The sequence below is a fragment of the Paenibacillus suaedae genome (assembly GCF_032337355.1).
Taxonomy (GTDB): Bacteria; Bacillota; Bacilli; order Paenibacillales; family Paenibacillaceae; genus Paenibacillus_B; species Paenibacillus_B suaedae.
The window spans coordinates 621,175-646,776 of sequence record NZ_JAVYAA010000002.1 but is presented as its reverse complement, the minus strand read 5'-3'; the positions used below and the strand labels follow the sequence as shown (position 1 = coordinate 646,776).

General features: G+C 47.0%; 23 protein-coding genes and 1 pseudogene. All 24 read left to right on the top strand.

All coding sequences use genetic code 11. From position 1 onward, the window contains the following. Positions 1-108 precede the first annotated feature (108 nt). The 24 genes and pseudogenes from RQP50_RS10645 to RQP50_RS10530 all read left to right on the top strand — a co-directional run bounded on the left by RQP50_RS10645 (position 109) and on the right by RQP50_RS10530 (position 25,419). A complete protein-coding gene (locus tag RQP50_RS10645) occupies positions 109-1,101 on the top strand; it encodes a polysaccharide deacetylase family protein (protein ID WP_315745422.1) in 993 nt (330 codons plus the stop codon). Between the two features lie 63 nt (positions 1,102-1,164). Then, positions 1,165-2,439: a M16 family metallopeptidase gene (locus RQP50_RS10640; RefSeq protein WP_315745420.1), complete on the top strand. Its 1,275-nt coding sequence runs from the start codon at positions 1,165-1,167 to the stop codon at positions 2,437-2,439. Continuing rightward, positions 2,408-2,866: a dUTP diphosphatase gene (gene dut / locus RQP50_RS10635; RefSeq protein ID WP_072728750.1), complete on the top strand. Its 459-nt coding sequence runs from the start codon at positions 2,408-2,410 to the stop codon at positions 2,864-2,866. The genes RQP50_RS10640 and dut overlap by 32 nt, the downstream gene beginning before the upstream one ends. A 162-nt stretch (positions 2,867-3,028) precedes the next feature. After that, positions 3,029-3,928: a dipicolinate synthase subunit DpsA gene (gene dpsA / locus RQP50_RS10630; RefSeq protein ID WP_021256501.1), complete on the top strand. Its 900-nt coding sequence runs from the start codon at positions 3,029-3,031 to the stop codon at positions 3,926-3,928. Beyond that, a complete protein-coding gene (locus RQP50_RS10625) occupies positions 3,925-4,518 on the top strand; it encodes a dipicolinate synthase subunit B (RefSeq protein WP_021256500.1) in 594 nt (197 codons plus the stop codon). The genes dpsA and RQP50_RS10625 overlap by 4 nt, the downstream gene beginning before the upstream one ends. 73 nt (positions 4,519-4,591) lie before the next feature. Beyond that, entirely contained in the window at positions 4,592-5,632 is a 1,041-nt protein-coding gene (locus tag RQP50_RS10620; RefSeq protein WP_021256499.1) for an aspartate-semialdehyde dehydrogenase, read from the top strand. Positions 5,633-5,760: 128 nt separating this feature from the next. Beyond that, positions 5,761-6,978 (top strand): aspartate kinase, encoded by a 1,218-nt coding sequence (gene dapG / locus RQP50_RS10615; protein WP_021256498.1) that lies wholly within the window; start codon positions 5,761-5,763, stop codon positions 6,976-6,978. A 59-nt stretch (positions 6,979-7,037) separates the two neighbouring features. Further along, positions 7,038-7,913, top strand: a complete 876-nt coding sequence (gene dapA / locus RQP50_RS10610; protein ID WP_315745414.1) for a 4-hydroxy-tetrahydrodipicolinate synthase — start codon at positions 7,038-7,040, stop codon at positions 7,911-7,913. 231 nt (positions 7,914-8,144) lie between these two features. After that, entirely contained in the window at positions 8,145-9,821 is a 1,677-nt protein-coding gene (locus tag RQP50_RS10605) for a ribonuclease J (RefSeq protein ID WP_021256496.1), read from the top strand. Positions 9,822-9,996: 175 nt separating this feature from the next. Further along, a pseudogene (locus RQP50_RS10600) lies at positions 9,997-10,707 on the top strand (ClpP family protease); the annotation flags it as partial. Positions 10,708-11,003: 296 nt separating this feature from the next. Continuing rightward, positions 11,004-11,213: a YlzJ-like family protein gene (locus RQP50_RS10595; RefSeq protein WP_021256494.1), complete on the top strand. Its 210-nt coding sequence runs from the start codon at positions 11,004-11,006 to the stop codon at positions 11,211-11,213. A gap of 171 nt (positions 11,214-11,384) precedes the next feature. Then, entirely contained in the window at positions 11,385-14,135 is a 2,751-nt protein-coding gene (locus RQP50_RS10590) for an FtsK/SpoIIIE family DNA translocase (RefSeq protein WP_315745410.1), read from the top strand. A 142-nt stretch (positions 14,136-14,277) separates the two neighbouring features. Then, positions 14,278-15,033 carry a spore cortex-lytic enzyme gene (sleB, locus tag RQP50_RS10585; RefSeq protein WP_021256492.1) on the top strand — a complete coding sequence of 252 codons (756 nt, stop codon included), beginning with the start codon at positions 14,278-14,280 and terminating at the stop codon, positions 15,031-15,033. A gap of 246 nt (positions 15,034-15,279) precedes the next feature. Beyond that, a complete protein-coding gene (gene yfmF / locus RQP50_RS10580; RefSeq protein ID WP_315745750.1) occupies positions 15,280-16,560 on the top strand; it encodes an EF-P 5-aminopentanol modification-associated protein YfmF in 1,281 nt (426 codons plus the stop codon). 3 nt (positions 16,561-16,563) lie between these two features. Next, complete coding sequence (gene yfmH / locus RQP50_RS10575) at positions 16,564-17,844, top strand: EF-P 5-aminopentanol modification-associated protein YfmH (protein ID WP_072728743.1); 1,281 nt, start codon at positions 16,564-16,566, stop codon at positions 17,842-17,844. Positions 17,845-17,924: 80 nt separating this feature from the next. After that, positions 17,925-18,671 (top strand): elongation factor P 5-aminopentanone reductase, encoded by a 747-nt coding sequence (gene ymfI, locus RQP50_RS10570; RefSeq protein WP_315745409.1) that lies wholly within the window; start codon positions 17,925-17,927, stop codon positions 18,669-18,671. A gap of 93 nt (positions 18,672-18,764) precedes the next feature. Then, entirely contained in the window at positions 18,765-19,019 is a 255-nt protein-coding gene (locus RQP50_RS10565; protein ID WP_021256488.1) for a DUF3243 domain-containing protein, read from the top strand. A 241-nt stretch (positions 19,020-19,260) separates the two neighbouring features. Then, on the top strand, positions 19,261-20,025 hold the full coding sequence (locus tag RQP50_RS10560; protein ID WP_021256487.1) for a DUF3388 domain-containing protein: 765 nt from the start codon (positions 19,261-19,263) through the stop codon (positions 20,023-20,025). 50 nt (positions 20,026-20,075) lie between these two features. Continuing rightward, on the top strand, positions 20,076-21,041 hold the full coding sequence (locus RQP50_RS10555; protein ID WP_072728742.1) for a helix-turn-helix domain-containing protein: 966 nt from the start codon (positions 20,076-20,078) through the stop codon (positions 21,039-21,041). 133 nt (positions 21,042-21,174) lie between these two features. Then, positions 21,175-21,339, top strand: a complete 165-nt coding sequence (locus tag RQP50_RS10550; RefSeq protein WP_021256485.1) for a hypothetical protein — start codon at positions 21,175-21,177, stop codon at positions 21,337-21,339. A gap of 128 nt (positions 21,340-21,467) precedes the next feature. Then, positions 21,468-21,959, top strand: coding sequence for a YajQ family cyclic di-GMP-binding protein (locus RQP50_RS10545; protein ID WP_036592415.1), 492 nt, complete (start codon positions 21,468-21,470; stop codon positions 21,957-21,959). A 157-nt stretch (positions 21,960-22,116) separates the two neighbouring features. Further along, positions 22,117-23,445 carry a 30S ribosomal protein S12 methylthiotransferase RimO gene (rimO, locus tag RQP50_RS10540; protein ID WP_021262408.1) on the top strand — a complete coding sequence of 443 codons (1,329 nt, stop codon included), beginning with the start codon at positions 22,117-22,119 and terminating at the stop codon, positions 23,443-23,445. Continuing rightward, positions 23,442-24,023 (top strand): CDP-diacylglycerol--glycerol-3-phosphate 3-phosphatidyltransferase, encoded by a 582-nt coding sequence (pgsA, locus tag RQP50_RS10535; RefSeq protein WP_021256482.1) that lies wholly within the window; start codon positions 23,442-23,444, stop codon positions 24,021-24,023. Before rimO ends, pgsA begins: the two co-directional genes overlap by 4 nt. A gap of 127 nt (positions 24,024-24,150) precedes the next feature. Beyond that, positions 24,151-25,419 carry a competence/damage-inducible protein A gene (locus RQP50_RS10530; protein WP_315745403.1) on the top strand — a complete coding sequence of 423 codons (1,269 nt, stop codon included), beginning with the start codon at positions 24,151-24,153 and terminating at the stop codon, positions 25,417-25,419. The last annotated feature ends 183 nt before the right edge of the window (positions 25,420-25,602 follow it).

Sequence of the window (25,602 nt, the reverse complement as noted above, 5' to 3'; positions counted from 1 at the left end):
GTATTGATGGCATGATAGGCATTGATTGCTTCCAGACCGAATAACTCGTCCCGAAATCGCATAGAATCAAAAGGACTATCTTGGAAGGGAATGGACTGGATGCAGCCAATGTTGAAGAAATGGTTCGCCGTAACAGCAGGAGTTGTCATCGTGCTGGCAGCAGTAGCGCAGCCCGATGTGAGAAGCTATTTGCAGGAGAAGAAGGCAGAGCTCGCCGTGAGCTATGCTTACCAATCGGGGGTAGAGGATAAGGCTGCGAATGATCCATTAATGGCTCGAATCAAGGAGGAAGCAGCCAAACGATATATTGCTCCAATTAATGCCCGCATTGATCGGGTGTGGAAGGCAATACCCGGATACAATGGGCAGGAAGTAGATATTGAGCGAACGTACACTGCCAATTCGGGGAAAGATCGTTCGGCTGAATTGAAAATGGTCATGCGCGAGGTGAAGCCGGAGGTCTCCTTGACGAGTCTAGATCCACAGCCGATCTATCGAGGGAATCCGAATAAGCCGATGGCAGCGCTTATGATCAATGTCGCTTGGGGGAACGAGTACATCGATCCAATGCTGAAAGTGCTAGCAGATGAGAAGGTGCATGCGACATTTTTCTTAGACGGCAGCTGGTTGAAGAAAAATCCTGACATTGCGAAGCGGATTCAGGCGGCGGGACATGAGATGGAGAATCATGCATACTCTCATCCGAATATGAGCGAGCTAAGCGAGGGGCACCAGACGCAGCAAATTGAGAAGACGAAGCAATTGCTGAAGCAAACGCTTGGCGTAGAGAATAAATGGTTCGCTCCACCATCAGGAGATTTCAATATGTTGACGGTACGTACAGCACATGCACTCGGATTGAAGACAGTGCTGTGGACCTTTGATACGAGAGACTGGATGAAGCCCCCTGTGGCAACGATACTGCGTAGATTTCAAGAGAAGACAGAACCGGGATCACTGATCCTCATGCATCCAACGGAGCCATCCAGTACAGCCTTGAAGGAAATGATTCGGATATTGAAGCAAAAGGGCATTGTACCAGGTACGGTAGGAGAAACGCTTTCTGAGAAGCGGGTGCCTCCGATTGAAGTTGAGAGGTGATCAGATTTCTGGTAGGATTAGAAAGGCATACTTGGAATGTACTTGGACGAGGAGGAATTGCCGGTGGAAAAAGTGCAGCTGTCTAACGGCCTTCGTGTCGTGATGGAGAAAATACCAACCTGCCGTTCCGTTTCATTTGGGATATGGGTTAAGACAGGTTCACGCAATGAGGATGAAACGACCAACGGGATTTCCCATTTTATCGAACATATGATGTTCAAAGGAACAGAACGGTTTGATGCGAAAGCAATCGCAGACTCCTTCGATGCGATCGGAGGAAGTGTTAATGCGTTCACTTCCAAAGAATATACCTGTTATTATGCAAAAGTATTGGATGAGCATTTGCCGATAGCGGTTGATGTGCTGTCCGATATGTTTTTCCGGTCATCCATGCTGGACGAGGAATTGCAGAAAGAGAAAAATGTAATCCTTGAAGAAATTGCGATGTATGAGGATACACCGGATGATACGGTGCATGATCTGGTTACTCGTGCTGCCTTTGGCACGCACCCGCTCGCATATCCGATATTAGGAACGAAGGAACGCCTGACACCAATGGGGCCTGATCATCTCCGCGCATATATGAAGAATCATTATACGGTCTCGAATACGGTCATTGCAGTAGCAGGTAACTTTAATGACTCGATCATCGAATTGCTGGAGAAGCACTTCGGACAATTCACGAATGATGAGCCTGCGGCCATATTAACGGAACCAAGCTTCCATAGTGAATTCATATATCATAAGAAGAAGACAGAACAGAATCATATTTGTCTCAGCCTGCCAGGATGTTCGATGACAGATCCGCGCCTTTACGCTATGATATTGCTCAACAACTTGATCGGTGGCGGCATGAGCTCTCGCCTGTTCCAGGAAATTCGCGAGAAGCGTGGACTTGCCTATTCTGTTTACTCCTATCATTCGTCACATGCAGATAGCGGTCTATTCACGCTCTATGCAGGAACCGCACCGAAGCAGACGAAGGAAGTGCTTGATTTAACCTTGGATATGTTAGGTGAACTGGCAGTGAAGGGCTTGTCTGAGGAAGAGCTTCACAAAGGCAAGGAGCAGTTGAAGGGAAGCCTTATCCTCGGCCTTGAGAGCACAGGCAGCCGAATGAATCGATTAGGGAAAAATGAGCTGATGCTAGGCAAGCATTTCACGCTGGATGAGATCATCGCTCGAATTGAATCGATTAAGCTAGAAGACGTTACCTTTGTATTGAACCGTATGCTTTCCCATCCATTCGCAGGTTCAATGGTCGGAGCAAATGATAAAGCAATATCGGCTTTCAGGAGGGATCAACTTGTTACAACAATCACACCAAGTTCAAATTAAACGCCTGCCAGGCAATGAGGATGTACCGCTCCCTCAAAAAATGTCCGAACTCGCAGCAGGCTTCGATCTATATGCAGCGGTAGAAGAGCCGCTTACATTAGCACCCGGCCATCGCGCACTCGTGCCTACTGGATTTTGCATGGCAATGCCTGGATACTTAGAGGCCCAGATTCGTCCACGCAGCGGACTTGCCTATAAGCATGGCATTACTTGCTTGAATTCACCAGGAACGATTGATGCCGATTACCGCGGCGAGGTGAAGGTCTTGCTAGCCAACCTTGGACAGACTCACTTCACGATTGAGCGCAATGAGCGTATTGCGCAAATGGTGATTCAATTCGTTCCTTCTATTCAACTTGTCGAGGTAGACGAGTTGACTGATACGGAACGCGGAGATGGCGGCTTCGGTCATACCGGTACGAAGTAAAATAATGATCAAATAGGACGCAGTTGAATTACCGTTTTGGTAAATCAGCTGCGTTTTTTTGCGTCTTGAGATGGGCTTGCACATGGCTGCACCCTTTTTAGGCGTGCGCATAAGATGTTTTATACGCTGTGTGCACGTTTGTGAAAGGAGTGATCAGCGAGGATGTTGACTGGAGTTCAGGTCGTGTTTATTGGCGGAGATGCTCGCCAGCTTGAGATCATCCATAAGCTGACTGAATTAGATGCCAGTGTCACGATCGTTGGGTACGATCAACTGCAAAACCCATATCATGGCGTACAGCGCCAATCCCTCTCTATCGAGCTGTTGAAGCAGGCGGATGCTCTTGTGCTTCCTGCTGTAGGAACTGATGACAGTGGGAAGGTTCATGCCATCTTTACATCGGATGAATTGGTGCTGACGGAAGAGCATATTGCGGTGCTGCCGGAGCATTGTGTTGTCTTTACGGGGATGGCCAAACCATATTTAAGCAAGCTGTGTGCGAAATACCGCCTCTCGCTTGTTGAATTGTTCGATCGGGATGATGTTGCAATATACAATTCCATTCCGACGGCCGAAGGCGCGATTATGATGGCGATTCAGAACACCGATATCACCCTTCATGGTTCTGAATCGGTCGTTCTTGGGATGGGGAGAACAGGGTTCACATTGGCACGCACCCTTCTTGGCTTAGGGGCTAATGTGCGGATTGGGGTGCGCAGAGATGAACATTTTGCCAGAGCGACAGAAATGGGTTTCAAGCCTTTTTTCATAGCAGATCTCGCGCGTCAGGCGGCAAATATCGACTTGCTTTTTAATACGATACCGACTATGATAGTCACAGCGCAGGTCATAGCGCAAATCCCTAACCGTGCCGTGATTATCGACCTTGCTTCCCTGCCGGGTGGCGTGGATTTCCGATTCGCGGAGAAGCGGGGGATCAAGGCTATGCTGGCACCAGGATTGCCAGGCATTGTCGCACCGAAGTCTGCTGGACGAATATTGGCACAGAGTATCACGCAGCTGTTGCTTGAGGACATGCGGAATCGGGGGAATGGACAATGAACTTCACGGGGAAGACAGTTGGCTATGCACTAACAGGCTCACACTGCACATTAGAAGAAGTAATGCCTCAGGTGAAACGCTTTGTAGATGCTGGAGCGCGCGTTATCCCGATTGCATCACATTCGGTCATGACGACCGATACACGCTTCGGGGAATCCGATCACTGGCAGAAACAGTTGAAAGAGATTACTGGTAATGATATCATTTCTACAATTGTGGACGCAGAACCGCTCGGGCCATCCAAATTGCTGGATGTGATGGTGATCGCGCCTTGCACAGGCAATACGACGAGTAAGCTGGCAAATGCATTGACAGAAAGCCCTGTCCTAATGGCAGCCAAAGCACAAATGCGCAACCAGCGCCCTCTTGTGCTTGCGATTTCGACTAATGATGGACTCGGTTTAAACGCAGCCAATATAGCCAAACTCCTTGTAGCCAAGAACATATACTTCGTTCCGTTCGGCCAAGATAATCCACAGCAGAAGCCGAATTCATTGGTGGCGCGCATGGACTTGGTACCAGAGGCATGCTATGCAGCATTAGAAGGCAAGCAGCTTCAACCGGTATTAATTGAACGGTTCTTATACTGAACATAGCATACCACGCAAATTATCATAATATAGATGTTTGAAAGATTGTGGGTATAGAGGGGAGAAACGACAGATGACGAATCAGAAGCGGTATAATGTTGCTGTAGTCGGTGCTACGGGTGCAGTAGGGGAACAAATCATTGCATTATTGGAACAACGTCAATTCCCCATTCAATCTTTGAAGTTGTTGTCTTCGGCACGTTCAGCCGGTAAGAAGATCGTATTTGACGGTCAAGAAATTACGGTTGAGGAAGCGAAACCGGAGAGCTTCGAAGGCGTTGATATTGCCCTGTTCAGCGCAGGCGGCGACGTTAGTAAAGAGTTGGCTCCAGCAGCTGTAGAACGCGGAGCGGTATGTATTGACAATACCAATGCATTCCGTATGGATCCCAACACACCACTCGTAGTTCCAGAAGTGAACATCGAGAAAGTGAAGGAACACCAAGGCATTATTGCCAATCCGAACTGTTCCACGATTCAAATGGTAGCAGCCTTGAAGCCGCTCTATGATCGCTACGGTATTTCCCGCATCATCGTGTCTACGTATCAAGCAGTGTCAGGCGCTGGCAGCAAAGCGATTAGCGAGCTGTTGCGTCAATCTACAGAAGTGCTTGCAGGCAATGAAGTTGAGCCGGACATTCTTCCAGTTGGTTCTTTGCCCGTGAAGCATCAAATCGCATTCAATGCTATTCCTCAAATCGATAAGTTCCAAGATAATGGATTCACGCTCGAGGAAATGAAAATGATCCGTGAAACCAAGAAGATCATGAATGATGATAGCCTTCAAGTGACGGCAACATGCGTCCGAATTCCGGTCGTATATGGCCACTCTGAATCTGTATATGTTGAGTTGAAGGACGACTTCCAAATGGAGGATGTGCGCGAGCTGTTGGCAAACGCGCCAGGATTGACGCTCGTCGATGAGCCTTCTGAACAGAAGTACCCGCTTGCTACCGAATCTGCAGGCAAGCCAGATGTTTTCGTTGGCCGTTTGCGTCGTGATCTGTCTCAGCCACGCGCATTGAATATGTGGGTCGTATCCGACAATTTAATGAAAGGCGCTGCATGGAACGCGGTACAAATCGCAGAGTACATCGCTTCGGAGCGGCAGTAATTGGCAGGCCGCTCCTGCCTTTTTGTCTTACTTGACAAGGTGTGTTCAGCTTGGTCACTGCGTGATTCGTTGAATAGCCTTTTATTTCGTTCTGGCAGTCAGTCTTCATTAGTTGGGGGAAATAACACATGCGAATATTAGTACAAAAATTTGGTGGAACTTCCTTGTCTACACCCGAAGCCAGAGAAAGAGTCATACACCATATCCGTCGGGAACTGGCGCAGGGTTACCAATTAGCTGTGGTTGTATCAGCAATGGGAAGACGAGGAGAACCATATGCAACCGATACATTACTTGATTGGGCCGGTCAGAACGGGGACAGTTTGCCAGCACGTGAGAAGGATATGCTATTGTGCTGCGGCGAGATTATCTCGGCTACAACCCTGTGCAGCTTGTTGAACAGTGAGGGGATTACATCTACTGTGCTAACAGGTGCTCAAGCTGGTTTCAAGACAGATAGCCACTTCAATAATGCCCGTATTCTGGATGTTACTCCGGATCGGGTCGTTGATGCGTGGAAAGATGTACAGGTTGTAATTGTAACAGGATTCCAAGGCCAAACAGAAACAGGTGACTTTACGACTCTTGGCCGTGGTGGCAGTGATACATCTGCAACAGCATTGGGTGCGGCGCTGCACGCAGAAATTGTCGATATTTATACGGATGTTAACGGCATCCTAACGGCAGATCCTCGACTGGTAGAGGACGCGAAGCCGCTTACGATCGTTAGTTATGCAGAAATATGCAACATGGCACATCACGGCGCCAAAGTTATTCATCCGCGCGCGGTGGAAATTGCGATGCAAGCGCAGGTGCCTGTTCGCGTTCGTTCTACATTCAGCGATGAAGAAGGAACGCTCGTTACGAATCCGGAAGGGTTCCGAGATATGCAGCCTGACATCGTTGATCGCTTTGTAACGGGAATTGCCTATGTCGGCAATGTAACGCAAATCACGGTGGAATCGCGCGAAGGCGTATATGATTTGCAATTAAAAGTGTTCAAGGCAATGGCACAAAATCAAATTAGCGTTGATTTTATTAATGTAACCCCTTCTGGCGCGGTTTATACGGTATTTGATAGCGATGCGCCGCGGGCACTGCATGTGCTCAAAGAGATGGGATTCGAGCCAAAATCGTTATCGGGTTGTGCGAAAGTATCTGTAATCGGTGGAGGCATCAATGGCGTGCCAGGTATTATGGCACACATCGTAGAAGCCTTGACAGAGCAAGAAATTCAGATTCTTCAATCCGCCGACTCCAATACAACGATTTGGGTTCTTGTACGCAAGGAAGATATGGTTCGGGCTTTGCGAGCGCTGCATGCGAAGTTCCATCTGAATCGATAGCACGCAGCGCTAGGGATGTCCGGGTCTTGTGCATATTGTCGCAGGAGGAGGAGTCTTTAGTGGATTTTGGTAGATTAATTACGGCGATGGTGACGCCGTTCAATGAACATAATGAGGTAAACTGGTCTGAGTTCGAGCGTTTGCTGAATGCTTTGATCGAAGAACAGAAGAGCGACAGTATCGTTGTGTGTGGGACGACAGGGGAATCTCCTACATTGACAGACGACGAGAAGATCGCGCTATTCCGTTTTGCAGCTCAGAAGGCAAAAGGACGTGCACGCATTATTGCTGGTACAGGTAGCAATAATACAGCTCATTCCATTCATTTAACGAAGGCAGCAGAGGAAGCGGGGGTTGATGGCATCCTCCTTGTCGCTCCTTACTATAATCGTCCGACACAAGAAGGCATGTATCGACATTTTGAGGCCATTGCGAACTCTACCTCTTTGCCAATCATGCTGTACAATGTTCCAGGACGGACTGCATCGAGCATTTCTGTCGAGACGACGCTACGTTTGGCTGAACTGCCGAATGTAGTTGCTACGAAGGAGTGTGCTGGTCTTGAGCAAACATCGCTGATCGTTGCTGGTGCGCCCGCTTCATTTAGAGTGTACAGCGGCGAGGATTTTTTGACATTGCCTACTTTGTCCGTTGGTGCGTATGGAGTTGTCAGTGTTGCTAGCCATCTCGTAGGTGCACAGATGAAAGCGATGATTGAACATTATCTAGCTGGTCAGCATGAAGAAGCAGCTAGACTGCATCATGAACTGTTCCCTGTATTTAAGGGACTGTTCTTATGCCCGAATCCAGTTGGAGTGAAGTATGCTCTCCAGTTAGCTGGTTTCGAGGTAGGGAGCGTCCGTTTGCCGCTTGTTGAGGCAACTTCGGATGAGGCTGCAGCGATTCGTGAGCTTGTTCAATCCATTAAGAAATAATAGGAAAATAGAACTTTTACAATGTGCATAATAGCGCACTTACGAAGCCGATGCTGAGAACCAGCATCGGTTTTGTGTTTTTCGGCAACAATAGGAGGACAAATCGCCGACTTGTGTTTTTTACTTTTGTTCATGTATAATGGATATCAAGTGACTGGGTGCGGTATATTTTTCAAAAGAAGGATGTTCATTGGTACGACGGCCAATTGAATATAGGAGGTTAAGATCCAATTGTCGAAGAAAAACAACGTTGATAAATTGTCCATCTTCGCATTGGGCGGCGTAGGTGAAATCGGAAAAAATATGTACGTCGTCCAATACGGTAACGATATCGTCGTCGTAGACGCAGGGTTGAAGTTCCCGGAAGAAGACATGCTCGGAATAGATATTGTCATCCCGGATATTTCATACCTCACGGAGAATCGAGATAAAGTAAGAGCAATCTTGATTACGCACGGACATGAAGATCATATTGGCGGGTTGCCATATGTACTGAAGCATTTGAACGTTCCAGTGTACGGAACAAGATTAACGCTCGGATTGATTGAGAGCAAATTGCGGGAAGCGAATTTGCTAGGTGAAACGAAGCGAATTCTAATTACAGCTGACTCGGAAATTCAGCTCGGAGCTATTCGTGCAAGCTTTTTCAAGACGAACCACTCCATCCCGGATTCGGTTGGTGTATGTCTTGATACACCCGAAGGATGCGTCGTTCATACAGGAGACTTTAAGTTTGACCATACGCCGGTCAACGGTCAGTATGCTGACCTGCAGCGTATGGCGGAAATTGGCCAGAGAGGAGTTCTTGCACTGCTGTCCGACAGTACGAATGCAGAACGCCCAGGCTTTACACCATCAGAAAGTAGTGTGGGTGTCGTTCTGGAAGATATCTTCCGGAAGGCAGAGCAGCGTGTAGTTGTTGCGACATTCGCTTCAAATATTCACCGTATTCAACAAGTCATTGATGCAGCATATGCAACAAACCGTAAATTAACAGTCATTGGTCGGAGCATGGTGAACGTCGTCACGATCGCTTCCGAACTTGGCTACTTGAACATACCTGATGGAATGCTGATCGAACCTGAAGAAGTGAACAAGATGGCTGCTGACCGGGTAGTAATCCTGTCCACAGGCTCCCAAGGCGAGCCGATGTCAGCCTTGACGCGCATGGCGCGTTCTACGCACCGCAAGGTTGATATTCTGCCAGGTGATACCGTAGTTATCGCAGCTACACCAATTCCAGGAAACGAAAAATACGTAGGTAGAACTGTCGATGAATTGTGCCGACTAGGCGCACATGTCATCTATGGCGGATCGAAGACTGGCGTCCATGTATCTGGTCACGGCAGTCAAGAAGAATTGAAACTGATGTTGAATCTGATGAGACCGAAGTACTTTATTCCGATTCACGGTGAATACCGTATGTTGCGCAACCACGCTGATTTGGCGGAAGCAGTCGGAATTGAGCGCGAGAATATCTTCATTACAGATATCGGTGATACTGTTGAAATTACAAATGGTGTTGCACGCCGTGGCTCTAAGGTTCAATCCGGTTATGTACTTATCGATGGTCTTGGTGTCGGCGATGTCGGCAATATCGTATTGCGCGATCGGAAGCTGCTTTCCCAAGACGGGATTTTGGTTGTTGTTGTTACACTCAGCAAGCAGGAAGGTACGATTTTGTCAGGACCAGACATCATCTCTCGCGGATTTGTCTATGTTCGGGAATCGGAAGGACTGCTTGATGAAGCGAACCGCATCGTCACTTCAACACTGCATAAGCTAATGAATGAAAATGTGAACGAATGGGCATCACTGAAGACGAATGTGAAGGATGCGCTTGGACGTTTCTTGTACGAACAAACGCGCCGTCGTCCGATGATTTTGCCAATCATTATGGAAGTATAGAACGAAGTGAGCGAGAATCCCAGTCACCAGTCATTCTCGCTCACGAACGTTATCAGCCGCCGTTCCTGCCGTAAGGTAGGGACGGCGGCTTTTTACGTTCCCGCTGCTGTATAAAACATCGCAGGGTGAAGCATGCTATGACGGCATTGTACCGGTCAATTGGAGGTAATGGAACATGATGAACGAACAGCCTTTAGATCCACAGGGACAGCCGCAGCAGCTACCCAAGGGTCCGCCAACGGTAGAAACGATCCAACAGCTGGGGACGGCATCGATTCCGTCAACTGGTGAGTCAAATATTTATTGCTTGAATATCATCGGTCAGATTGAGGGGCATATCGTATTGCCTCCACAGAACAAGACGACGAAATACGAACATGTCATTCCTCAGCTTATCGCAGTGGAGCAAAATCATAAAATTGAGGGTGTACTTATCGTATTAAACACGGTTGGTGGTGATGTAGAGGCAGGTCTGGCTATCGCAGAGATGATATCCTCCCTGTCCAAGCCGTCGGTGACCTTGGTACTTGGAGGAGGGCACAGTATAGGAGTGCCGATTGCTGTGTCTGCCAATGTGAGTGTAATCGCGGAGACAGCGACGATGACGATTCATCCGATTCGATTAACGGGTCTTGTCATTGGCGTTCCGCAAACCTTTGAGTACTTAGAGAAAATGCAGGAACGTGTCGTTCGTTTCGTTAAAGCTCATTCGAATATTTCGGAACACAAATTCAAGGACTTAATGTTCACAACTGGCGAGCTGACCCGCGACATTGGGACGACGGTAATCGGACAGGATGCTGTCAAGCATGGCCTAATTGATGAAGTCGGCGGAATTGGGACTGCATTGGAGCATTTGAATCGCTTGATTGAAGAGAAGCGTGCAGAGAGATGTTCGAAGGAGGGGCGCCATGATCAAGGCCAACATAATCAAGGTCATCATGAGCACGTCCAGCCTGAACAAGCACAACATAATCAAGGTCATCATGAGCATGCCCAGCATGAACAAATACAACATGATCAAGGCCATCATGAGCATGCCCAGCATGGAGCACATTCGAATCATTGTGAACATCAGGCCAACACGTCTGAGCAGCCAATGCTATTAGGTGGACAGTGTGGGGCTAATCCGCAGCATACTGGTACACAGGCAATGTATGTGCCAGCAAAGGAGCGAGGATAATGCTGCACACAATTATTCCGATGGAGCAAGTGCTGCAAGGGATTGACAAGGAGCCGTCTTTTTTTGAAATGCAGTGGCAGGGACGCACCTTGCTTGTACAGCAGGTTGACAATACGACGGTTCGTATCGAACGATTGCTGAAAGACACAAGTATGCATGATTTTCTGGATCCGGGGTTTTCACCCGGTACGATTATTCCTCTACGCTAAGTGTTATCTTGTGCGATGTGAGGTCACGTGATCCACACTGATCCATATTTCTCATTTAGACAGATCCTACCCGGCTCTGTCTTTTTTATTTTTCTCAATTCCCTTGTTATGGAATGGTCATAGGAAGAACGGTTGTTCTGTGTTATAATGAGGGATGGAGGTGACGGCATTTTGGCCCGTAAGAAGAAGAAAAAGCAATCCTTCAGCAAGAGCCTGAAATACGAAATCTATGGCATATTGCTGATTACCTGTTCCGTCATTGCGCTGGCTGGCGGGGCGGCGTTCGGGCGCTCCTTATCTAAAATATCAGGCTTGCTGCTTGGTAAATGGTACTTTTTCATACCGCTCGTGTTCATATATATTGGATTGTCGGTAATGATTAAACGCCAGTGGCCTTCAGGCTGGAACTCCCGCAAGAGCGGCATCATGGTCATTATTCTTGCTTTGACGATGATAAGTACCGTGCACGCGGTAGAACAACGTATTTTGCCAACTGCAACGGATGAAGTAAGTGCTGGATACATATTGAAAGACATACATAATGCTTTGAACTTAGAACTCGTGCAAGCAACCGATACAGGCACGGCTGGAACGATGCTGCAGAAAGACATTAGCGGCGGATATATAGGTGCAATTCTTTATTGTACCTTATTTATATTATTTGGTGCATTGGGAACAAAACTGCTCACCATCGTCATGCTCTTCATTGGTTTCATGCTGGCTACACAGCTTTCCTATGTTGAGCTTGTGAGGCTGATTCGCACCCAAGTGAAGAAATTCGCGGCTGTCATGAAGAAGAAGCGCAAAGCGCGTATCAATGAGCGCAAACGAATGGAAAGCAAGCAGCGTAAATCGGCGAAGAAGGATGCAGACGACGATTACATGCTCGATGATGCGCTTGATGATGAAGAAGATGATGGGAATTTACAAGGCCGCACACCTGTATTTATGCAGATATTCGGCAAAATCAGTGAGGCAAGCAAGAAGCGATTCCTCTCCACCAAAGAAGATGATGAAGAATACAATGAAGGTTCTGCTGTATATACAAGCAAGCCGCACGCAGCTAGATTGAATGAAGAGCACACTATACAGCCAGAGGCTGGAGCCGCTGCAATGAATACGGTAAGCAAAGCTTCGAAGCTGAACGCACTCCTTGCTCGTATTGAACAGGATGACGAACAATCCCATGCTCCATTGTTCCGTGATTTTACAGCAACTGCGGACGTCGATCATATTGATGATTCGGATTCCCAAGAGGATGTAGCAATCAGTGGATTTACCAAGCCGCACACTTCTCCTATTGATGGGGCAGCAGACGACATTGAAGATGATTGGAACAATGAGAATCAAGCTAAGTCGGAAGACATGAAGCACAGGCAGATTGAACATAACCATGCGGATACAGGTGATGAGGGTGATATCCATCTGGAGACAGATGGATTGCTCAGTGACGGTGAAGGCTCAGAGCAGGCAGTCGTTGTCCAAAAGCCGCCTCCGAAGCCGTACAAGATGCCTCCATTCAACCTGCTTGCGAAGCAGCAGGGAAATGGGAAGGGCGGCGATCAAGCCGACTTCATGCAGACAGCTCGCAAGCTGGAAGCTACGTTGGAGAGCTTCGGCGTTCGAGCGAAGGTACTGGAGGTCGTTCGAGGGCCGGCAGTTACCCGCTATGAAATCCAACCTGACATCGGGGTTAAGGTTAGCCGCATTGTCAGCCTGTCTGATGATATCGCACTTGCCTTAGCAGCGAAGGACATTCGGATGGAAGCGCCCATACCAGGGAAATCCGCGATTGGGATCGAGGTTCCGAACAATGAAGTATCAATCGTTACGATGCGAGAGGTCATGGAGACACCAACTTTCATTGATGCTCCGTCACGGTTGTCCATTACATTAGGCCGTGATATTGCCGGGACGCCGATTGTAGGCAACCTTGCTCGAATGCCTCACTTGCTCGTTGCAGGTGCTACAGGTTCGGGGAAATCGGTATGTATCAACGGGATTATTACGAGTATCTTGTATAAGGCGAAGCCGGATGAAGTGAAGTTCCTCATGGTCGACCCGAAAATGGTGGAACTGAATGTATACAATGGCATCCCGCATCTTCTTGCGCCAGTCGTTACTGATCCAAGACGCGCTTCGCTTGCTTTGAAGAAAATCGTTGTTGAAATGGAAAAGCGTTATGAGTTGTTCTCCAAATCGGCGACTCGGAATATTGAAGGGTATAACAAGCTGGTTGCAGATGAGCCGGACAAGGTACTTCCTTATATCGTCATTATTGTCGATGAGCTCGCGGACTTGATGATGGTCGCTGCCAATGATGTAGAGGATTCAATATGCCGATTAGCTCAAATGGCGCGTGCAGCTGGTATCCATCTGATTATCGCGACCCAGCGCCCATCGGTTGACGTTATTACCGGGGTTATTAAAGCTAATATTCCGTCTCGTATCGCGTTCGGTGTATCGTCCCAGGTGGATTCACGAACGATTCTGGATATGGCAGGCGCCGAGAAGCTGCTCGGACGTGGGGACATGCTATTCCTACCGATGGGTTCATCCAAGCCGATTCGTGTGCAGGGCGCATTCCTGTCCGACCAAGAGGTCGAGGCAGTCGTTGGATTCGTAAGCGGTCAAGCGCAAGCGGAATACAACGAAGAGCTGGTGCCGGAAATCGATGAGAGTGGACACGCTTCTGATGAACCGGTCGATGAGTTGTATGATCAAGCGATTCAAATCGTGCTCGAAGCGCAGCAAGCCTCGGCATCGCTGCTGCAGCGCCGGATGCGCATCGGATATAACCGCGCCAGTCGTCTGATTGATCATATGCATATGCAGGGCTTGATTGGCGCGCATGAGGGCAGTAAGCCGCGTGAAGTGCTGATCACATTGGAACAATATCAACAAAGCAAAATTTCATCCTAAATAGGATACAGAAAGAGAGCGCCCTGCGCTCTCTTTTGCTTATGCAGTAGGTGTTGGCTGTAAGTGCATAGATCTCTATCCGTTATCTCATAATAAAGTTGCCAATCCTGTTAAATTCACAAGAGAGAGGTAGACGTTAGGCATGAGAAAACGGATGATTTGGATCACGATATGTATTGTATTCATGCTAATTGGAGCGTTCCAGTACAAGCATATGGGCAAGACGGAAGCCACATTTAGCAATGCAACACTGCAGCAAGGCTCCCAAGGCCAAGATGTGAAGGAGTTACAAGGTCGATTGAAATTCCTTGGTTACTATGATGGCAAGACAGATGGAATCTTTGGTCCCGCGACGAAGAATGCAGTGACCTGGTTCCAATGGAAGTTCGGCATGAAGTCAGACGGAATCGTTGGATCGAAAACCAAAGAAATGCTAGTAAAAGCTACGAAAAATTGGAAGCCTGAAACTTCGGGCGGAACGGCACCTAACAAGCCATCTGGCTCAACAAATAATAATGTTAGCGGCTCCAACAATTTAGGGTTGTCGGAGAATGATTTAAAATTTATGGCCAATGCCGTGTATGGCGAAGCGCGCGGTGAGCCTTATGAGGGACAAGTAGCTGTAGCCGCGGTAATATTGAACCGTGTGAAGTCGCCAAGCTTTCCGAAGACAGCATATGGCGTAATTTTTCAACCAGGGGCATTTACTGCAGTAGCGGATGGACAGATTTGGCTGGAACCGAACGAGAATGCCAAACGAGCGGTGAAGGATGCCATCAATGGCTGGGATCCTTCTGGTGGCTGTCTGTACTATTTCAACCCTGAGACGGCAACTTCGAAGTGGATTTGGACTCGACCTCAAGTCAAAACAATTGGCAAACATATCTTCTGTATGTAATCAAGTGACCGAAAAGCGACGGTTGAGATGAGACGGTACGGGATGCTACATACAGAAGCGGGATGAAGAAGCAGTGGCGTTCAGTCCATTTGCTTCTTTGTTTCCATTTCGGTATGTTAGGGATGTTGAACGATTGATCATATGTGTACGGAAGCGAGAAGGTATACATTGGATTATCACTGAATATAACATGCAACATGGTTGCAATTCACCGTGACGATCACGGAAGAAATGGGGTTAGATATGGTGAGCAAACCGACATTTGAACGGGGAAAGGTTAAAGGCATGCGTGTTCATGTTATGCCGACAAAGCGCTTCAAAACGTTCGCCATCTCTGTGTATGTGGGCATTCCTCTTCAAGAGGATACCGTAACGAGTACGGCACTTACGCCTTTTGTATTACGGAGAGGGACGGCTTCTTATCCAGAGACGATTCGGTTCCGCGAGCGACTTGATGAGCTGTATGGAGCGGGCTTCGGCTTCGATGTGTTCAAGCGAGCAGATTATCAAATTATACAGTTCCGCATGGACGTTATTAATGATGCATTTGTAAGTTCATCTGAGTCTTTGCTTGCCCAAGCATTTCAGTTTTTGGGTGAAGCCATTACAGCACCAGTTATGGACAATGGAACATTGCGCAATAAGTATGTAGAAGAAGAGAAGCAGACAGTGCGTCAGCGGATTGAATCTATTGTCAACGATAAAATTCGCTACGCAGCAGAACGCTGTGTGGAAGAAATGTGCAAGAATGAACCGTATCGACTGCATGCGCTTGGTAATCGGGACGATTTGGATGGAATTGATGCAGCGACCTTAACCGATAAGTATCGCTGGCTGCTTGAGCATGCGGCGATTGACGTATATGTTGTTGGAGATACGTCCTATGAAGAAGTAGAACGCTGTGTCGAGGCTTCATTCCGTATCGATCGAAACGTGGAGACACCATATGCACGTTCTATTCCAGTACCACGTATTGGTGAACCGAACACCGTCATTGAACGTTTGGAGGTAAGCCAGGGCAAATTGAATATGGGGCTTCGATCTACGATTACGTATGCGGACGATGCTTACCCTGCCGTGCTTATGTACAATGGCATATTAGGCGGTTACCCGCATTCAAAGCTGTTTATAAATGTACGGGAGAAAAACAGCCTTGCATACTATGCAGCTTCTCGCTTTGAAGGCCACAAGGGTATTTGTACCATTCAGTCAGGTATTGAATTCGAGAACTTCGACAAAGCCCGTCTAATTATTATCGAGCAGCTGGATGCGATGAAGGCTGGGCAGCTGAAATCGCTTGAAATTAGTCAGACGAAGGCCATGATTGCGAATCAATTGCGGGAGATTGATGATTCTTCGTTTGAGATGATTGGCTTTGATTTCAATCGAGTGTTATCGGGAAGAGAGCGCACAACATCCCAGCTCATTGATGAGGTAGAGCATATTGAAGCTGCACATATTCAAGAAGTCGCGCAGACCTTCCACTTGGATACCATTTATTTCTTGCGCAATAAGGAGGAGGCCTAATCGATGGAACAACGTCAATACTCCAATTTGCAAGAAACTATATATTATGAGCGGATGGACAATGGTCTAGATGTGTATGTTCTGCCAAAAGCGGGATTCCAGAAAACATACGCAACATTCTCTACAAAATATGGCTCCATCGACAATCACTTTCAAGTAGAAGGACAAGAAGAGGTTCAAGTCCCCGATGGGATTGCCCATTTTTTAGAACATAAAATGTTCGAAGAGCCAGAAGGGGATATATTCGCGAAGTTCGCTGAACAGGGGGCATCTGCGAATGCCTTCACTTCATTTGATCGTACGGTCTATTTGTTCTCTTCCACTTCACACATTGAAGAGAGCCTGCAGACATTGATTGATTTCGTGCAGAGACCTTATTTTACAGATGAAAATGTAGAAAAAGAAAAAGGCATTATCGGCCAAGAGATTAACATGTATCGCGACAATGCAGCGTGGCGAGTGTACTTCGGCCTCATTGAGGCAATGTACCACATCCATCCTGTACATATCGACATAGCAGGCACAATCGAATCGATTGGAACCATTACGAAGGAGACGCTCTATACGTGCTACCATACCTTCTATCATCCTTCCAATATGCTGCTGTTCGTTGTAGGCGGTGTTGATCCGAAGGGCATCTTCGAACTTGTTCGGAGCAATCAAGCGGCCAAATCATTCGAGCCACAGGGCGACATTCGCCGGATCTTTGAAGAGGAGCCTGTTGAGGTTAAGGAAGCAAGACGTGTGGCGAAGCTGCCCGTTTCTCTGCCGCGTTGTCTATTTGGCTGCAAGGAACCGCGTCCGGGCTTAGAGGGCAGAGCGCTTTTGGAATACGAAGTGACAACCCGCCTCATGCTGGACTTGATGATGGGCAGTAGTTCGCCGTTGTATCAGACCCTGTATGAGGAGGGTTTGACGACGGATTCATTTGGCAGCGAATACACCTGCAGTCCGGACTATGCATTCTCCATTATCGGCGGTGAATCAAAAGACCCTGATGGCCTAGTGAAGCGGGTGCAGGAGCTAATTGATGAACGCAAGGCGTCGGGCTTTGAGCAGGCAGCATTTGAGCGTATTCGCAACAAATCGATTGGCTCATACTTGCGCATGCTTAATTCACCTGAAGCAATTGCCAATGAATTTACGAAGTATAAGTTCCGTGATACCGATTTATTTGATATACTTTCGGTATACGAGACGCTAACGTTAGAACAAGTTCATCAACGGTTGAAAGATCATTTTGATTGGAATCGGCTGGCAGTATCTATTGTCGAACAACCGTAACATACGAAGGCGTGCCTATCAATAGGTGCGTCTTCTTTTTTTATCTAAAGAGAATACTTGTCCATAGGGGGAGAACATGTATGAAAGCATTGTCAGATACTTCTGTTCTTATTACCGGAGCAAGCCGAGGAATTGGGGCTGCGATTGCGGAGCGCTTCGCCCAAGTCGGCATGAAAATTGTTATTCATTATTTGCATTCACATGAAGCAGCAAATGAGGTAGCCCGTAAATGCATCAATCACGGGGCGCAAGTAATGACGATTTCAGCTGATCTAAGAGATATGGAACAGCTAGATCGAATGAAGGACAAGCTTGATGAACTGGGGTTTACACCCGACATCTTGGTTAACAATGCTGGGGTTGCCTATTACGGATTGTTCACGGATGTGACGGAACAAGAATGGACGGACTGCATGGATATCAATCTGAAGGGGATGTTTATGTGCACCCAGCGGTTCGCTTCTCACATGATTACGCAGAAGTACGGTCGAATCATCAACGTATCTTCAATCTGGGGAATCACTGGAGCATCTTGTGAAGTCATGTATTCGATGGCCAAAGGCGGGGTTAATGCGTTTACGAAAGCATTGGCCAAAGAGCTGGCTCCTTCTGGTGTAACCGTAAATGCAGTAGCTCCAGGGGTAGTGGATACCGATATGGTGAAGCATCTGGATAAACAAGAGCGAATGGCATTGCAAGAAGATATTCCGTTAGGACGGCTTGGAACCCCTGAAGAAATAGCCTCCCTTATCTACTATTTGGCATTGCCGGAATCCGGTTATATTACAGGACAGATTATTAGTCCCAACGGTGGATGGCAGATGTAAGCAATCTGTTTGCAGACAGAACGTATAATTCCGGTGGCAGAGGCACATATTACGACTGATGAATTCACACTAGGCCACAAGGAGGGCGTTCTCATGTCATCAGTACTTGAAAACTTCGACTCGTGGAAAAAGTTTCTTGGTGAGCGTGTCAAGCAAGCAAAAGGGCTAGGCATGTCTGAAGAAACAATTTCCAAGCTTGCTTTTGAGATCGGATCATTTCTGGAAGAAAAGGTTGATCCTAAAAATGCAGAAGAAAGTGCATTGAGGGAGTTATGGAATGTAGGCTCTGATGAAGAGCGGCAAACGATTGCTCGTTTGATGGTAAAATTGGCTGATCAAAACGGGTAATTCGTCATTTTGTCCATATATCTAAAGAAAGGAAGTTCTGGTACGAACTTTCTTTCTTTTCATACCCATAACCAGGCGCAAACGACATGAATACATGCTCAGAACCTGCTATAATGGTACTTAATCGGAGAAAATAAGAAAGTATTGCGTTTTTTCTCGTTTTTTAGCCATACTCCGGTGGAATTTGTGTCCCATGTATTGTAGAATGGAAAACGGCGGATAACCGTGGATGAGGTGTGTCATGGAGTACAAACAGTGGTATATGGAATATAAGATACATAAGAACCGACCTGGTCTTCTTGGAGACATTGCTTCGCTGCTTGGTATGCTTGAAGTGAATATCTTGACGATTAATGGTGTGGAAGACAAGACAAGAGGAATGCTTCTGCAAACCGATGATGATGAGAAGATCGAAATCATGGGACAGATGCTGAAAAAGGTTGACAATATTACAGTGTCCGCACTACGGCAGCCGAAGTTGGTTGATATTCTCGCTGTACGCCATGGCAGATATATTGAACGCGATTCTGATGATCGGAAGACGTTCCGCTTTACAAGGGATGAGCTTGGCTTGCTGGTTGATTTTCTGGGGGAAATATTCAAGCGGGATGGCCATCAGGTGATCGGACTTCGAGGAATGCCCCGGGTTGGCAAGACAGAGTCCATCATTGCTGGAAGTGTGTGTGCGATGAAGCGCTGGACGTTTGTATCTTCGACGCTGCTCAGGCAGACCGTACGAAGCCAAATGTCGGATGAAGAATTGAATCCAAACAATATCTTTATTATCGATGGTATTGTCAGTACAATTCGTTCAAATGAGAAGCATGCTGGATTGCTAGATGAAATTATCAACATGCCATCCACGAAGGTCATAGAGCATCCAGACATATTTGTTCAAGAAACCGGCTATAGTTATGATTTCTTCGATTATATTATTGAATTGCGCAGTAACCCGGATGAGGAAATTACGTATGAATCGTTTACGATAAATTATAACGAAATTTAACATAAAGCAGTACGCAAGTGCAGCTTGGATTAAGGACAGGAGGTGAAGTTGTGTCAGAATTAGGGCAATTATTGAAAAAAGCAAGAGTGGAGAAGAATCTCTCTCTGGATGATGTGCAAGAAGCAACGAAGATACGTAAACGTTACTTGGAAGCGATTGAAGAAGGGGACTATAAGGTTCTGCCGGGTTCGTTCTATGTACGTGCTTTCGTGAAGACGTATGCAGAGACGGTAGGCTTGAATCCTGATGAAGTATTGCAGTATTACCGCAATGACATCCCAACGCCGGAACCAGAGCCAACAATTGAACCGCTAATGCGTACGAAGAAACGTAGTGTACAAGCTCCGTCTGATCGATTCGGACGCTGGGCATCGACGCTGCTTCTATGGGCATTCATCATTCTTATTGGTGTCATAGTATATTTCTTCGTCGTGATGAAAGTGAATCCGAGCACAACGGATAACACTTCTGATGATACGAATATTACAGAGACACAAAATCCATCAACAGGCTCAGATGGAGCGGCGAATGGCGACAAAGCAGGACAAAACAATGCAGGTGGAGCGGTTCAGCAGCCGGTTAAGCCTGCTACGCCGGAACCTCCAAAACAGGTGGAGAAGCCAATCGTCATGTTGGAATCCTCCAAGCGTTCTGAGGATGTATACACCGTATCGGCTCCAGCAAACACGCCAGTGAAGGTAGAGATTAAAGCGGCAGGCGACAGAAGCTGGCTGGCTGTTCATGAGAAGAGCAGCAGCGGGAAGAAGCTTCATTATGCAACATTGGAGAAAGATCAGACCGTTACGTTCGATATGACCGAACAAGGTATGTTCATTCGTGCAGGCTATGCCAAAGCAATTGAAGTGACAGTTGCTGGCGAAGCATTGACGAAATCCGATAACGAAGGCTCCAAAAATATTCGTCTGCAGTGGGTATCTTATGAGGAAGCTCAGAAGCTGCAAACGGAGAAGCAAGGTCAAGCCTCAACGAACAATGCGAACCAAGGCTCACGTTAAGTAAGCGGTCTTTCCTTAGGTACTTGGTGTGAATTTCATCATGATACATGACATATTCACTTTGCGAGAGGAGACAATAATAGCTGCGGCGATCATTGTTATTCTCCAATAAAATAAAGTGAGGTGTCGAGCGATGGCAACCAGTTGGATCGTTACCGGAGCAGGTATTGTGGTCAGCTTGTTAGGGTATTACTTGACGCCAAGTGTTTGGGGGTACGGTGTGTTAGGCTTCGGACTGGCTCATATTTTGCTGGGCATTATTGATATGTTCCGAGCGCCAGCACGTGTCCGTTTTTAGACAATCGCATGCTACTGGGGCATTCTTTTGCAGGCTTAGGTCTGTGTAAGAATGCCTTTGTGTATATACATAACTATGATCATACAAAGGGTTTGATTTGACAGCAGTATTTTGTAAAGGGGGAGCTAATGATGGCGGACAGTTCATTTGATATTGTATCCAAGTTGGATCTACAGGAAATGAATAACGCGATTACACAAGCAATGAAGGAGATCGAATCTCGATACGATTTCAAAGGGAGCAAAAGTAAAATTACACTTGAGAAGGATGAAGTGATAATTGTCTCGGATGACGAGTACAAACTGAAAAATGTCATTGATATTTTACAGTCCAAAATGGCCAAGCGCGGCGTAGCCATTAAAAATATGGAGTTCGGCAAAATTGAACCTGCAGCTTCTGCTGCGGTACGGCAGCGAGCGAAATGCAAACAAGGAATCGACCAGGATGTAGCAAAGAAAATTAACATTATGATCCGTGATTCGAAGTTAAAAGTAAAGAGTCAAATCCAAGGTGATCAGATTCGGGTTACTGGGAAAAGTAAAGATGATTTGCAAGCTGTTATGACGCTGTTACGAGGTGCAAATCTGCCGCTAGATCTACAGTTTACGAATTATCGCTAAACGATAGCCCATCATCACTAAGCTGCAAGAGGGAAGGATGCTGGGCTCTTTTTGTTTTTTTGACTCCAAAGTCATGCCTGTATTATACTTGATGAGGTACATAGACATACGGATGTGAAAATACTCCAATGGGAGTCTGCCTTATGGGGGATGTAAAATGACAGAAAAGATTAAAATCGTAACGTTGGGCTGCGACAAAAACTTGGTTGATTCCGAGATTATGTCCGGCTTAATTTATGAGCGTGGATATGAACTGGTGGAAAACGAAGAAGAAGCAACGGTAATCATCGTCAACACATGTGGATTCATTGATGCTGCTAAGGAAGAATCGGTTAATACGATCTTAAGACTAGCAGATTTGAAGGAAACTGCTGACTTGAAGGCACTTATTGTATCCGGATGCTTAACGCAGCGATACAAGGAGCAGCTGCTTGATGAAATGCCGGAGATTGACGGTATCGTTGGTACCGGTGATTTTGACAAAATCAATGATATTGTTGATGAAGCCCTGCAAGGAAGCAGGCCGATTCGTGTAGGCAATCCCGTATTCGATTATGATCGCATCCTTCCACGCAAAGTGGCGACTCCGCGCTATACGGCATATGTCAAAATAGCCGAAGGCTGCGACAATAACTGCACATTTTGCAGTATACCAATCATGAGAGGCAAGTTCCGCAGCCGTACAATGGAATCCATTCTTGCTGAGGTAGCTCAGCTTGCAGGACAAGGGGTCAAGGAGATTAGCCTAATTGCCCAAGATTCCACGAATTATGGTGTAGATTTATACGACGGTTTCAAGCTGCCGGAGTTAATGAATAAAGTAAGCGAAATTCCGGGTGTGGAATGGGTTCGTCTGCACTATGCGTACCCTGGATTTTTTACTGAGGAGCTTATGGATGCGATTGCGAGCAATCCGAAGATTTGCAAGTATATCGACATGCCATTGCAGCATAGTGAAGATAGCATTTTGAAGCGCATGAGACGTCCTGGTCGCCAGCGTGATTCCCGAGAGCTGGTGAACAAAATTCGTGAACGAATTCCTGGTGTAGCGTTGCGTACGTCTATTATCGTAGGGTTCCCTGGAGAAACAGACGAAGACTTTGACAGACTATGCGACTTCATCAGGGAGATGAAGTTCGATCGGCTTGGCGTATTTACCTATTCTTCCGAAGAGGACACGCCTGCAACGAGGCTGCCAGACCATGTGCCTGATGATGTTAAGGAGTGGCGTGCGAATACCCTTATGGAAATTCAGCGCCAAGTATCTAAAGAAGTAAGTGAAAAGCGTATTGGTGATATATTGGAAGTCCTTGTTGAGCGTTACGATGGCCGCAATGATGTGTTCATTGGCCGCTCGCAATTCGACGCCCCTGAAATTGACGGGGAAGTATTTATTTCCGGCCAGCCATTGAGTATTGGGGAAATTGCCAAGGTAAGGATTACTCATGCGCTTGAATTTGACTTAGCCGGGGAGGGTCTCGCGTGAATCTGGCGAACAAGATAACGTTAGTCCGTATTTTTCTTGTGCCAATAATGATGTTCTTCCTATTGGTGAACTTTGATTATTTGCCTGCGATTGAACTAGAGGGTTTCTCGATTACTTACAACCAGATTATTGCGGCCTTGATCTTCATTATTGCTGCAAGTACCGATGGATTGGATGGTTATATCGCCCGTAAACGCAAAATGGTTACAAATTTAGGAAAGCTTCTTGATCCACTTGCAGACAAGCTGCTCGTAGCGGCGGTTCTTATCTCACTTGTTGAGATGCAAAAATGTGATGCGTGGATTGCGGTTGTTATTATTAGCCGTGAATTTGCGGTTACTGGCCTAAGGCAAGTTGCCTTGCTCGAAGGAACTGTTGTTGCTGCAAGCAAGTGGGGGAAATGGAAAACAGCAACCCAAATTACGGCGATTGCAGCGATGCTGCTGAACAATTTCCCATTTGCGTTCGTTCATTTCCGGTTTGACATCTTGGCGACTTGGGTCGCTGCGTTAATTACCGTATACTCGGGAATTGACTACTTTGTAAAAAATAAAAATGTGCTTCACCTTTCGGATTGATAACGGAAGCTGATAGGTCAATAGGTGCTTTTTCCATAGTTCCGGCTCTCCGGGCAGGAAGGGGCACCTATTCGCATGTATAGACTAGTAAAATGCTTGATAACGACTTATAGGGATGGTGGTTGGCATGAAAGCAGAGATCATTGCAGTTGGGACAGAACTGCTGCTGGGACAAATCGTCAATACGAATGCGCAATATATTTCGCAGCGACTGGCAGTGGTTGGTGTAGATGTGTTCTATCATACGGTTGTTGGGGATAATGCTGTGCGGATTCGACAATGTATTGAAACGGCATGCAAGCGTTCCGATCTGCTTATCTTCACGGGTGGTCTAGGACCGACGATGGATGATCTGACGAAGGATGTGCTAGCGGAGATGTTGGGCCGCAAGATGACCTATGATGAGCCCGCAATGACCAAGATGACCGAGATGTTTGCGGGGCGCGGCATACAAATGGTCGAAAGCAATAAGCGTCAGGCGAATGTGATAGACGGCGCTGATGTGCTGAAGAACTCGACTGGGCTTGCTGTAGGAAATGCCCTGCGGCATGATGGTACTACATATGTACTGCTTCCTGGACCACCTCGTGAAATGAAGCCGATGCTCGATGATGAGGCGATTCCGTGGTTGAAGAGACAGCAGCTCATTGATCAATCTTCATTATATACACGGATGCTGAAATTCGCAGGCATCGGTGAATCTGGGCTTGAGAATGCTCTTCTAGATCTCATTGAACAGCAGACGGACACAACGATTGCCACCTATGCTAAGGAAGGCGAGGTTCTCGTTCGATTAGCCGTCAAAGGGACAGATCAGCACGAGGCAGATGTGAAGCTTGATCAGGTTGAACGGGAAATTCACAACCGATTGGGGATGCATTTATATGCTGCCAAGGATGTATCTTTGCCAGAGGTGTTGGTGGAGCAGTTATCGCAGCTTGGCCTGACCTTGGCCGCAGCAGAGAGCTGTACGGGCGGGATGTTCGCGGACATGATCACAGCTGTTCCGGGAAGCTCGCAAGTATTTGCGGGCGGGGCGGTAACCTATTCGAATGAGATGAAAGAGCGCATTCTAGGCGTGCCTCATGAACTGCTCGAGGGTGAAAATGCGCCTGGTGCGGTCAGTGAGCCAACAGCCAAGGCAATGGCTGAAGGGATGCGTGATATTGCAGATACGGATTTCACGGTTGCCATAACAGGCGTAGCAGGACCAGCTCACTCCGAGCGGAAGCCTGTAGGCCTCGTTTATATTGCGATTGCGGAGAAGGGCCGGGAAATCGTAGTGGAGGAGCTTCGTTTGAACGGAGATCGAGAAGGAATCCGCCGCCGTACTGTATATGCTATTATGTATCGATTGTGGAGAAGGCTGCAGGATCGAACTGTACATATCCATTAACAAATGTTGACAAATGTAGTGGTGGAGGATACAATCGAATCATAAGATACGGAAGAACCGTAACGAAGTGTATATACACGCTTTGTTGCGGTTTTTTTTGTTGTCGCATCAGATGTTGGTATGTGGATAATGTGTAAATAAAAGTAATAAACGTTCGTAAAAAACGAATGTATGTTCGAAAAA

Bases quoted from the DNA above. Each gene is read 5' to 3' on its own strand.
- RQP50_RS10645 (WP_315745422.1), top strand. From the start codon at position 109: ATGTTGAAGAAATGGTTCGCCGTAACAGCAGGAGTTGTCATCGTGCTG.
- dpsA (WP_021256501.1), top strand. From the start codon at position 3,029: ATGTTGACTGGAGTTCAGGTCGTGTTTATTGGCGGAGATGCTCGCCAG.
- RQP50_RS10625 (WP_021256500.1), top strand. From the start codon at position 3,925: ATGAACTTCACGGGGAAGACAGTTGGCTATGCACTAACAGGCTCACAC.
- RQP50_RS10620 (WP_021256499.1), top strand. From the start codon at position 4,592: ATGACGAATCAGAAGCGGTATAATGTTGCTGTAGTCGGTGCTACGGGT.
- dapG (WP_021256498.1), top strand. From the start codon at position 5,761: ATGCGAATATTAGTACAAAAATTTGGTGGAACTTCCTTGTCTACACCC.
- RQP50_RS10595 (WP_021256494.1), top strand. From the start codon at position 11,004: ATGCTGCACACAATTATTCCGATGGAGCAAGTGCTGCAAGGGATTGAC.
- sleB (WP_021256492.1), top strand. From the start codon at position 14,278: ATGAGAAAACGGATGATTTGGATCACGATATGTATTGTATTCATGCTA.
- yfmH (WP_072728743.1), top strand. From the start codon at position 16,564: ATGGAACAACGTCAATACTCCAATTTGCAAGAAACTATATATTATGAG.
- ymfI (WP_315745409.1), top strand. From the start codon at position 17,925: ATGAAAGCATTGTCAGATACTTCTGTTCTTATTACCGGAGCAAGCCGA.
- RQP50_RS10565 (WP_021256488.1), top strand. From the start codon at position 18,765: ATGTCATCAGTACTTGAAAACTTCGACTCGTGGAAAAAGTTTCTTGGT.
- RQP50_RS10560 (WP_021256487.1), top strand. From the start codon at position 19,261: ATGGAGTACAAACAGTGGTATATGGAATATAAGATACATAAGAACCGA.
- RQP50_RS10550 (WP_021256485.1), top strand. From the start codon at position 21,175: ATGGCAACCAGTTGGATCGTTACCGGAGCAGGTATTGTGGTCAGCTTG.
- RQP50_RS10545 (WP_036592415.1), top strand. From the start codon at position 21,468: ATGATGGCGGACAGTTCATTTGATATTGTATCCAAGTTGGATCTACAG.
- rimO (WP_021262408.1), top strand. From the start codon at position 22,117: ATGACAGAAAAGATTAAAATCGTAACGTTGGGCTGCGACAAAAACTTG.
- RQP50_RS10530 (WP_315745403.1), top strand. From the start codon at position 24,151: ATGAAAGCAGAGATCATTGCAGTTGGGACAGAACTGCTGCTGGGACAA.